The organism is Stenotrophomonas maltophilia group sp. Smal17, from assembly GCF_030237045.1.
Lineage (GTDB): Bacteria > Pseudomonadota > Gammaproteobacteria > Xanthomonadales > Xanthomonadaceae > Stenotrophomonas > Stenotrophomonas forensis.
Window position 1 is genome coordinate 24,086 of record NZ_JASJSU010000045.1, and the last position, 10,334, is coordinate 34,419.

General features: G+C 64.4%; 7 protein-coding genes. 2 read left to right on the forward strand and 5 right to left on the reverse strand.

What is annotated here, in order from left to right:
- Positions 1–30: 30 nt before the first annotated feature.
- A complete protein-coding gene (nfi, locus tag QRO93_RS13130; RefSeq protein ID WP_180878230.1) occupies positions 31–705 on the reverse strand; it encodes a deoxyribonuclease V in 675 nt (224 codons plus the stop codon).
- Between the two features lie 94 nt (positions 706–799).
- On the opposite strand from nfi, the gene gpmA reads away from it, so the two are divergent.
- On the forward strand, positions 800–1,549 hold the full coding sequence (gene gpmA, locus QRO93_RS13135) for a 2,3-diphosphoglycerate-dependent phosphoglycerate mutase (RefSeq protein ID WP_005408679.1): 750 nt from the start codon (positions 800–802) through the stop codon (positions 1,547–1,549).
- A 66-nt stretch (positions 1,550–1,615) separates the two neighbouring features.
- On the opposite strand, the gene QRO93_RS13140 is transcribed toward gpmA, so the two are convergent.
- Positions 1,616–2,455 (reverse strand): hypothetical protein, encoded by an 840-nt coding sequence (locus QRO93_RS13140; protein ID WP_180878231.1) that lies wholly within the window; start codon positions 2,453–2,455, stop codon positions 1,616–1,618.
- A 25-nt stretch (positions 2,456–2,480) separates the two neighbouring features.
- Positions 2,481–3,458, reverse strand: a complete 978-nt coding sequence (locus QRO93_RS13145) for a 5'-nucleotidase (RefSeq protein ID WP_285304251.1) — start codon at positions 3,456–3,458, stop codon at positions 2,481–2,483.
- Between the two features lie 179 nt (positions 3,459–3,637).
- Between QRO93_RS13145 and QRO93_RS13150 the strand changes: the two genes are divergently transcribed.
- The gene (locus QRO93_RS13150) at positions 3,638–5,731 is read left to right on the forward strand and encodes a M13 family metallopeptidase (protein WP_180878232.1); all 2,094 of its coding nucleotides are present in this window, start codon (positions 3,638–3,640) and stop codon (positions 5,729–5,731) included.
- Positions 5,732–6,133: 402 nt separating this feature from the next.
- On the opposite strand, the gene QRO93_RS13155 is transcribed toward QRO93_RS13150, so the two are convergent.
- Both QRO93_RS13155 and mfd read right to left on the reverse strand, forming a co-directional pair.
- Complete coding sequence (locus QRO93_RS13155; protein ID WP_180878234.1) at positions 6,134–6,751, reverse strand: HD-GYP domain-containing protein; 618 nt, start codon at positions 6,749–6,751, stop codon at positions 6,134–6,136.
- Positions 6,752–6,795: 44 nt separating this feature from the next.
- Positions 6,796–10,260, reverse strand: coding sequence for a transcription-repair coupling factor (gene mfd, locus QRO93_RS13160; RefSeq protein ID WP_180878235.1), 3,465 nt, complete (start codon positions 10,258–10,260; stop codon positions 6,796–6,798).
- Positions 10,261–10,334 lie beyond the last annotated feature (74 nt).

Below are 10,334 nucleotides of genomic sequence, written 5' to 3' on the forward strand. Positions count from 1 at the left end.
CGAAGGCCGCGCCGGGGATGCCTGCTGCAGTCATTCGTCCCGGCGCGAGGCCAGCCGATCCGCCAGCCGGGTCGGCTCCGGCAGGCGGTAGCCATGCAGCGTGCGCTGCACCCAGTCCAGCGCGGTATCCGCGCTGACCCGATGGCCGCCGGCCACGAACAACGGCTTGCAACGCACCTTGCTGCGCAGTACCCAACCGAGCTGTTCGTCACCGTCCAGCAGCGGCGTATGCGCGCCGGCCTCGGCGCCCGGTTCGATGAAGCGGCCCACCAGTTTCGACTTGGCCACGCCGATGCTTGGCAGGTCGGTGACCACGCCCAGGTGCGCGGCGATGCCCAACCGGCGCGGATGGCTGATGCCGTGGCCATCGACGAACACCAGGTCGGGTGTGCGCGGCAGCAAGGCCAGCGCCGCCAACAACGCGGGCAGTTCGCGGAAACTGAGCAGGCCGGGGATGTAGGGCATCACCGTGGGAATGCGCGCGATCTCCTGCGCGACAGGCCGTAGCATCGTTGCGTCCAGCAATACCGCAGCGGCGCGGGTGATGGCGCCGTCCTCCTCGAAGCCGACATCCAGCCCGGCCAGCCAGCGCACGTGGCGGGGCAGGCGGTCCTGGCGCTCCACGCGTCCGGCCAGCTGCAGCTGCTGCGCGCGGGCGGCGCTGACGCTGCCTTCCCAGCGCCCGGGGTCGATCATCGTATTCATCGGCCACAGCATCGCATGCGCGGCGCCACAGCCCGGTGAGCAGCGGCCGGGGCTACAATGGCGGCCTGCCTTTCCTCGCGTTGGAGACCCTGCAGTGACCCGTAAACTCGTACTATTGCGCCATGGCCAGAGCCAGTGGAACCTGGACAACCGCTTCACCGGCTGGGTCGATGTCGACCTCACCGAGCAGGGGCGCCGGGAAGCGGCCGCCGCCGGCCGCCTGATGCGCGAGGAAGGCCTGCAGTTCGATGTCGCCCATACCTCCGTGCTCAAGCGTGCCATCCACACCCTGCAGGGGGCGCTGGCCGAGCTGGAACAGGACTGGCTGCCGGTGAACAAGTCCTGGCGCCTCAATGAGCGCCATTACGGCGGCCTGCAGGGCCTGGACAAGGCCGAGACTGCGGCCAAGCACGGCGAGGAGCAGGTCAAGGTGTGGCGTCGTTCGTACGACATCCCGCCGCCGCCGATGGAGCTGGAAGATCCGGGCCACCCGATCCATGACCGCCGCTACGCCGGCCTGGACCGCAACGCGCTGCCGGGCACCGAATCGCTGGCGACCACGCTGGACCGCGTGCTGCCGTACTGGCACGACGCCATCGCGCCGCAACTGAAGGACGGCAAGACCGTGCTGGTCACCGCCCACGGCAACTCGCTGCGCGCGCTGTACAAGTACCTCAACAACGTCTCGCGCGAGGAAATCCTCGAGCTGAACATTCCGACCGGCATCCCGCTGCTGTTCGAACTGAACGACGACCTGACGGTGCAGTCGTTCCGCTACCTGGGCGACCCGGAAGCGGCGCGCAAGGCCGCTGAAGCCGTGGCCAACCAGGGCAAGGCGAAATAAAGAAGCAGAAGGCCGGCGCAAGCCGGCCTTCTTTCATGTTTGGAATTCCGTGGACAAAGAAGCTGCTCAGAACGGGATATCATCATCCTCGATAAAATTATTGTTAGGGTGCATTGATTCTTTGCGAGGAATGGGGCGAGCCGGTTCTTTTCGCGTAACAAGCAGGTCTTTGTGGAGCTTCATCCATTGGATGCCCTCCGGAGTTATTTGGTAGTGCTTTACGGGGTACGTTTGCCCGTTGGAATCTTCCTCAACGAGACTCCGTGAAATCAGGAAGTTCTTTTCGGTCAATGTGGCCACCCCGAGGGCAATGCCAACTTCAGTCAAGCCTGCACTGGAGAGTTTTCTGTCCAAATCCCAGTGACTGATACTGCCAATTTCTGTGGGCCAAAAAGCGAATGCCAGTGACAGGACCGCAATCTCATTCGCATCAAGATCTGTGTTGTTCGCAATGTTCGGATTCAGTGTTGGCGCAAGCTGTGATCGTTGCTCATTGCTGAGCTCATGTTGGATGAGCTTAACAAGGTTGGATTCTAGTTCTTCGTAGCCACTTCTTGAATCGGTTCGGTAAAAGACGACAGGTCGATGCTGAACGTCAAATGGAAGTCTGGGGCGTTTTCCCTTCTCGCAAAGTATAACGACTGGCCGATTGAGGGCTAGAGCGTAGCCGAGTTCTAACCAAACGTTGGGATTGTCTTCGGAGACTTCGGCGATGCATATGGATGCACTAGCGATTGCGCTTTCAATTTTCTCAATTATCGGGTTTAGGCCAAGTATCTCGTCTGCTCGTTGGGGTTCGACTTCCGCAAGTAGGAGTGCTGGGCGTATGGTTTCCCTATATCTTCGGTCATAGACGTTCCCATCAAAGGCCTGAATCACGAAGCAGGTCGGTTTTGCCTGTTGCATGTGAAGTTCTCTTGGCTGTTCTGGCTTATTCGCTGGCTGTTGTGGCTTCGTCAGTTTGAGGTGGGGCCGTTTCCGAATTGTTCGTTATTCCGAAGGGGATGTGGACGGACGGTGCGGCTTGACTTGCTGCGGCGAGATGGAGGGATTGATCATCGAAGAATATATGCGGTTTGAGAACTTCGAGAACTAGTCGCTTCTCGATTCCCCCCAAGAAGAATGCGTCGTTTACAATCACACCCCAGCTCTTCAATGTGTTGATTGCGCGCTCATGTGATGGAGCGTTTCGAGCGGTGACGATGGAGACGCGAAGCCTGTTCTTGTAGGCTGGGTCTGACTTTCTTTTTTGTTCCTCAGCCTTCTGAATTTTCGAAATTTTTAGGAGGAATTGCTTCAGCGGGCCGCCGCCGTGAGGCTCCATGACATTTGCGGTTTCGTGGCTGTGGAACTCTGCTAGGTTGCCGTGCTGCATCACAGTTTCTGACGAGTCGTCAGCGAGGACTCCATCGAAGTCGAAAGCGATGCGAAGCGTCGTGTCGTTTGGGTCGTCAATTTTCTTTGAGTCCATTACGTATCCGGCCGGTAGTCCGAGCGCGATCGCCTCGAGTACATCGCTCTGATTTCCTGATAGGAACAGGGAGATGTTCAGTGCTGGAATATATGCGTAAGGTGATAGGCCTTGCTGAAAAATCGCCCGAGAAATACTCAGGTGGTGGTGAGCGATTGAGTTCATCACTCGAAGGCCTGTGTCTGGATCATTTCGGGAAAGAAGGACGACTTCAACTAGCGGGGCATTGGGGGCGGGGCTTAGGTCATTGAGAGAAAGCAGGCGTCGGATGAAGGAGAAGGCCATTCCCGGTTGGAGCGGATCGTTTCGATGCTCTTCTTGGTATGTGCGATAGACTTCTTCTCCCTCATTGCGAAAAACCCTGTCGGATTCGCTTAAGTCGAACATTGCACTCGATGCGACACCTACTACCAAGCGGTCCTTTAGTTCGTATGGCATATCCTCTCCATTTCCTGCGATTCTGGTGGTAGATCGGGCTGATGTGATACTAGCAAGTGCGCGAATGGAAAATCGGTTGGGCCGGACCTGATCGATATATCGTCCGCGGCATGACCTTTGGCTGGTCCCCGCGTTGGGCCTTCCCGGCTACCCTGTGGAATTACCCGCAGGAGAGCCTCATGAACGTCCGCAATCTGGTCCCGCTGGGCCTGACGATCGCCATCGCCGCCTCGCTGGCCGCCTGTGGCAAGAACGAAACCGCCCCGGCCGCCACTGCCGATGCCAAGCCGGCCTTCGACCTGTCGCAGATCAAGACGCCGCTGATCTCGCTCAACAGCGCCGATCTGGACCCGGCCATTTCGGCTTGTACCGACCTCAATGGCTTCGTCAACAGCAAGTGGCTGAAGGCCAACCCGGTGCCGGGCGACCAGACCACCTGGGGCAGCTTCGAGATCCTGCGCGAGCGCTCGCTGGAAGTGCAGCACACACTGGTACAGCAGGCCGCCGCCAGCCAGGCCAAGGCCGGTTCGGTGGAAGCCAAGATCGGTGACATCTGGAAGACCGGCAACGACGAAGCGAAGATCGAAGCCGCCGGCCTGGCGCCGCTGCAGCCGACGCTCGACAAGATCGGCGCGCTGAACGACACCGCCGCCATCACCCAGTACCTGCGCGACAGCCAGGCCGAGGGCAAGGGCGTGCTGTTCTCGCTGTTTGCCAACGCCGATTACAAGGATTCGGCCAACGTCATCGCCTATGTTGGCCAGGGCGGCCTGGGCCTGCCGGAGAAGGGCTACTACTTCGATGACGCCCAGGCCAAGATCCGCGACGCCTACGTGGCCTACATCGCGCAGGTGCTGACCCTGTCCGGCGTGGATGCTGCGCAGGCGGCCGAGCAGGCCAAGGCCGTGATGGCCTTCGAAACCCGCCTGGCCAAGGCCTCGATGTCGCGCATCGAAATGCGTGACCCGGCCAAGCGCTACAACCCGCTCAGCGCCGCCGACGCCGACAAGCTGACGCCGAACTTCAGCTGGACCGCGCTGTTCGACACCCTGAAGGTACCGGCCGCGCAGAAGTTCTCGCTGGCCCAGCCGGGTTTCTTCGGTGAAATGGACAAGATGCTGGCCGACGTGCCGGCCAGTACCTGGCAGGCCTACCTGCGCTTCCACACCATCGATGATGCTTCGCCGTACCTGAGCAGCCCGTTCGAGAAGGCCAACTTCGACTTCTACGGCACCACCCTGCGTGGCCAGAAGGAAATGCAGCCGCGCTGGAAGCGCGTGCTGGAGTCGGTCAATGGCGGCATGGGTGAAGCGCTGGGCCAGCTGTACGTCGACGCCGTGTTTCCGGCCGAGTCGAAGGTGGCCATGCAGCACCTGGTGGAGAATCTCTCGGTAGCGCTGAAGGCGCGCCTGGAGCAGCTGCCGTGGATGGGCGAGGAAACCAAGAAGAAGGCGCTGGAAAAGTGGGCCAGCTTCACCCCCAAGATCGGTTACCCGGACAAGTGGCGTGACTGGGCCGGCCTGCAGACCAACGGTGACAGCTACCTGGGCAACATGCAGGCCGCGCGTGCGTTCAACTACCGCTACATGCTGGACAAGATCGGCAAGCCGGTGGACAAGACCGAGTGGGGCATGACTCCGCAGACGGTCAACGCCTACTACAACGCCACCAAGAACGAGATCGTGTTCCCGGCGGCAATCCTGCAGGCGCCGTTCTTCGACGCCAAGGCCGATCCGGCGCTGAACTACGGCGGCATCGGTGCGGTCATCGGTCACGAGATGATGCACGGCTACGACGATTCGGGCAGCCAGTTCGCCGCCAACGGCAACTTCGACAACTGGTGGACCGACGCCGACCGCAAGGCCTTCACCCAGCGCACCGACCAGCTGGTCGCGCAGTTCGACGGCTATGAGTCGGTGCCGGGCGTGTTCGTGAAGGGCAAGCTGACCCTGGGCGAGAACATTGGCGACCTGGGTGGCCTGACCGTGGCCTACGACGCGCTGCAGATGGCGCTGAAGGAAGACCCGAAGGCGAACGTCGCAGTCGATGGCCACAGCCAGGACCAGCGCTTCTTCATGAACTGGGCCACCGTGTGGCGCCGCAACTTCACCGACGGTGAACTGCGCGTGCGTTTGAACACCGACCCGCACGCCCCGGCCAACTTCCGTGCCAATGGCGCGCCGTCGAACATGCCGTCCTTCGCTGCCGCGTTCCAGTGCAAGGCTGGTGACGCGATGGTGCGTGCCGACGACAAGCGCGTGGTGATCTGGTAATCGATCGCACGTGATGCGTGATGCGAAAGGCCCGGCGAACGCCGGGCCTTTTGTTTGTCGGCCCGGTGGCGCCGGATCGGTAGAATCGACCGTTGGTCGACTATCGCGTGCAGCGCGGAATGTTCGCGATCTGGACGAAGGGCAGTCGACCAACCGGCCCGACGAAACCCGCTTGGTAGAGTCGACCGTTGGTCGACTATCGCGCGCAGCGCGGGATGTTCGCGATCTGGACGAAGGGCAGTCGACCAACCGGCCCGACGAAACCCGCTTGGTAGAGTCGACCGTTGGTCGACTATCGCGTGCAGCGCGGAATGTTCGCGATCTGGACGAAGGGCAGTCGACTAACAGTCGACTCTACCGGCGCGTCGGCGGGCGCGTCAGTTGATACCCGGCGGCAGGCAGTTACGCCAGCTCCGGCTCCTGCGCCAGCATGCGGTGGAAGCGCTGCAGCACGTAAGGATCGACCAGGCCACCGGACTGGTTCTCGATGATGCCCAGCGCGGCCTCGCGCGCCATCGCGGCACGATAGGGACGCACGCTGGTCATCGCATCGTAGGCATCGGCGATGGTGACGATGCGCGCACCCAGCGGAATGCTCTCGCCACGCAGACCATCGGGATAGCCGCTGCCATCGAAGGCTTCGTGATGGGCACGGATCAGCCGTGCGACCGGTGCGGCATCGCTGCGCCCGGTGGCCAGGAAGATATGCTCGCCGCGCACCGGGTGCTCACGCATGATCGCGCGCTCTTCGTCGGTGTGCCGGCGCGGGGCCAGCAGCACGTCGTCGGGGATGCCGATCTTGCCGATATCGTGGAAGCGGGCGGCCAAGCCGATCTGTTCACACGCCTCGGCGTCGAGGTCGCACTGTGCGGCCAGCCGCTGCGCGAGCAGGCCGACACGGTCGCAGTGGTGGCGGGTGTAGGCGTCGCGCATCTGCAGCGACATCGAGAGGGCATCGATCAGGCAGGCCTGCGCGTGCAGCAGGTCGGGGGCGGGTACGGCGTCAGGAAACATGGGCATCCACCCGCACCGGGTGGGGACCGGTGCGGGGTATTCGGGGGCGATCAACCCGGGGCGAGGGTGGTCAGGAGGGCGCGGGCCGCGTTGAAGCGGTCTTCCGGCAACGGCAGCGGGTGCTTGATGCGCAGCTTGTCGGGCCCTTCCATGGCGTAGAGGTTCGGTTGTTTCTGGATCAGCTGGATCACCGCCATCGGGTCGATGTTCGGCTTGGATTCGAACACGATGCGGCCACCGTTCTCGCCCAGGTCCAGCTTGCGGATGCCGAGCGTGTTGGCCTTCAGCTTCAGCTCGGCGATGGCGAACAGGTGCTTGGCCGCATCCGGCAGCAGCCCGAAGCGATCGATCATCTCCACCTGCAGTTCACGCAGTGCATCGCTGTCGCGCGCGCTGGAGATGCGCTTGTACAGGGTCAGGCGGGTGTGCACGTCCGGCAGGTAGTCTTCCGGAATCAGCGCCGGCACATGCAGCTCGACTTCGGCGCCGCGCACTTCCTCGCCGGCATCCAGGTCGGGCAGCTTGCCCTGCTTGATGCTGCGTACCGCGCGTTCCAGCAGTTCGGTGTACAGGCTGAAGCCGACCTCGGCCATCTGTCCGCTCTGGTCCTCGCCCAGCAGTTCGCCGGCACCGCGGATCTCCAGATCGTGCGTGGCCAGGGTGAAGCCGGCGCCGAGTTCGTCCATCGAGGCGATCGCTTCCAGGCGCTTTTCCGCATCCGGGGTGATCGAACGACGGTCGGGGGCCACCAGGTAGGCGTAGGCGCGATGGTGCGAACGGCCGACACGGCCGCGCAGCTGATGCAGCTGGGCCAGGCCGAAGCGGTCGGCGCGGTTGATGATGATGGTGTTGGCGTTGGGGATGTCGATGCCCGATTCGATGATCGTGGTCGACAGCAGCACGTTGAAGCGCTGCTTCTGGAAATCCAGCATCACCTTTTCCAGCTCGCGCTCGGGCATCTGGCCGTGGGCGATGCCGATGCGCGCCTCCGGCACCAGCTCGGACAGCTCGCGCTGCATGCGGCCGATGCTCTCCACGTCGTTGTGCAGGAAGTACAGCTGGCCGCCGCGCGCCAGCTCGCGCTGGAAGGCTTCGCGCAGCAGCGCGTTGTCCCATTGCGTGATGAAGGTCTGCACCGCCAGCCGGTTCGGCGGCGGGGTGGCGATGATCGACAGGTCACGCAGGCCGGCCATGGCCATGTTCAAGGTGCGCGGGATCGGCGTGGCGGTCAGGGTCAGCAGGTGCACGTTGGCGCGTAGCGCCTTCAATGCTTCCTTCTGGCGCACGCCGAAACGCTGTTCCTCGTCGACGATGACCATGCCCAGGTCCTTGAACTTCACGTCCGGCTGCAGCAGGCGGTGGGTGCCGACGATGACGTCGATGGTGCCGGCGGCGACCTTCTCCAGTTCGGCCTTGATCTCCTTGCTGGTCTTGAAGCGCGACAGCACTTCGACCTTCATCGGGTAGTCGGCGAAGCGGTCGCGGAAATTGCGGAAATGCTGTTCGGCCAGCAGCGTGGTCGGCACCAGCACGGCGACCTGCTTGCCAGCGCTGGCGGCGGCGAAGGCGGCGCGTACCGCCACCTCGGTCTTGCCGAAGCCGACGTCGCCGCAGACCACGCGGTCCATCGGCTGGCTGCTGGCCAGGTCGCGCAGGGTGGCGTCGATCGCGGCCAGCTGGTCCGGGGTCTCCTCGAACGGGAAACCGGCCGCGAACGGTTCGTACATCGCGCGGTCCACCTGCAGTGCCAGGCCGGCACGCGCCTGGCGGCGGGCCTGGATCTCCAGCAGTTCGGCGGCCACGTCGCGCACTTTCTCGGCGGCCTTGCGCTTGGCCTTGCTCCACTGCTCGCCACCGAGCGAGTGCAGCGGCGCGGTTTCCGCCGATGCACCGGAATAACGGCTGATCAGGTGTAGCTGGGCCACCGGCACATACAGGCGGTCACCCTTGGCGTACTCGATTTCGAGGAACTCGCCGGGCATGCCACCGACATCCATCGCGATCAGGCCACGGTAGCGGCCGACGCCATGATCCTCGTGCACGATCGGCGCGCCCTCGGTCAGTTCGCCGAGGTCGCGGATGATCGCCTCCGGCTCGCGGCCGGCACGGCGCGTGCGGCGGGTGCTGCCGGCGCGTTCGGGGAACAGCTGGCGCTCGGTCAGCACCGCGATGCGCGGATCGTCCAGCGCGAAGCCGTCTTCCAGCGGCGCCACCGCGATCGCGAAGCGCGCATCGCCGGCGAGGAAGCTGGGCAGGTCGGCCACCACCGGTGGCTTCAGCTCGGCGGCCTGCAGCACTTCCAGCAGGGCTTCACGGCGGCCCGGCGAATCGGCGGCGATCAGCACCCGGCCCGGGTAGTGGCCGAGGAAGGACTTCAGTGCATCACCGGCCGGTGCTTCGCGCGCAGCCACCGGCAGCGGCGGCAACGGCTGGTCGCCCAGCGCGTGCGCATCGGCGATGCGCGCGTGGTCGGCCGACCACACTTCGATGCGCGGCGCATCGTTCAGGCGCTCGCGCAGCAGTTCCGGCGACAGGTACAGCGCCGACGGCGGCAGCAACGGGCGCTCCACATCGTGGCGGCGCTGTTCGTAGCGCTCGCCGGTCTGCGCCCAGAACGTCTCGGCGGCTTCACCGGCACCGGCACAGACCACCGGCAGGCTGCCGCTGGGCAGGTAATCGAACAGGGTCGCGGTGCGCTCGAAGAACAGCGGCAGGTAGTACTCGACGCCGGCCGGGGCCAGCCCGGACTTCAGGTCCTGGTACAGCGCGCTGCGCCGGGTATCGACATCGAAGCGTTCGCGCAGCGTGGCCAGCACGCGGGCGATGCTGGCCTCGTCCATCGGCACTTCGCGGCCGGGCAGCATGTGCACGGCCTCGACCTTGTCCAGCGAGCGCTGGCTTTCCGGGTCGAAGGCGCGGATCGAGTCGATGTCCTCGTCCAGCAGCTCTACCCGCAGCGGCTCGTCGGCACCCATCGGGAACACGTCGAGCAGGCCACCGCGCACGGCGAAGTCGCCCGGGTCCATCACCTGCGGCACGTTGCGGTAGCCGGCGCTCTCCAGGCGGCGCTTCTCGGCCTCCAGGTCCAGGCGCTGGCCGACCTTCAGGTCGAAGCTGCCGCCGATCACGTAGCTGCGCGGGGCCAGCTGCTGCAGCAGGGTCTGCACCGGCACGATCACCAGGCCGCGCTTCAGCGCAGGCAGGCGGTGCAGGGCGGCCAGGCGCTGCGAGATGATGTCCGGATGCGGGCTGAAGCGGTCGTAGGGCAGGGTTTCCCAGTCCGGGAAGGCGACCACCGGCAGGGCCGGGTCGCCGCCAAGCAGGGTCTGCAGGTCGGCTTCGAGCTGGTTGGCACCGTGGTTGTCACGGGCGATCACCAGCAGCGGGGCGTCGTGCGCACGCGCGGCCTGGGCCAGGTACCAGGCCAGGGCGGTCGGCGATGCGGGGGCGCGCCACCAGGCGCGGAGCTGGCCGGCGCGCGGCAGCGGCGGGGCGGGGTATGAGGTACGCGACATGGACCCCGGATTTTAGCAGAAGCCCGATCAAACCCCGTCGGGTAGTGCCGGCCGCTGGCCGGCATTCGGATACC

What these genes read in the sequence shown, in the direction of transcription:
- nfi (WP_180878230.1), bottom strand. Translation starts at nt 705, where the DNA reads ATGAATACGATGATCGACCCCGGGCGCTGGGAAGGCAGCGTCAGCGCC.
- QRO93_RS13140 (WP_180878231.1), bottom strand. Translation starts at nt 2,455, where the DNA reads ATGCAACAGGCAAAACCGACCTGCTTCGTGATTCAGGCCTTTGATGGG.
- QRO93_RS13145 (WP_285304251.1), bottom strand. Translation starts at nt 3,458, where the DNA reads ATGCCATACGAACTAAAGGACCGCTTGGTAGTAGGTGTCGCATCGAGT.
- QRO93_RS13150 (WP_180878232.1), top strand. Translation starts at nt 3,638, where the DNA reads ATGAACGTCCGCAATCTGGTCCCGCTGGGCCTGACGATCGCCATCGCC.
- QRO93_RS13155 (WP_180878234.1), bottom strand. Translation starts at nt 6,751, where the DNA reads ATGCCCATGTTTCCTGACGCCGTACCCGCCCCCGACCTGCTGCACGCG.
- mfd (WP_180878235.1), bottom strand. Translation starts at nt 10,260, where the DNA reads ATGTCGCGTACCTCATACCCCGCCCCGCCGCTGCCGCGCGCCGGCCAG.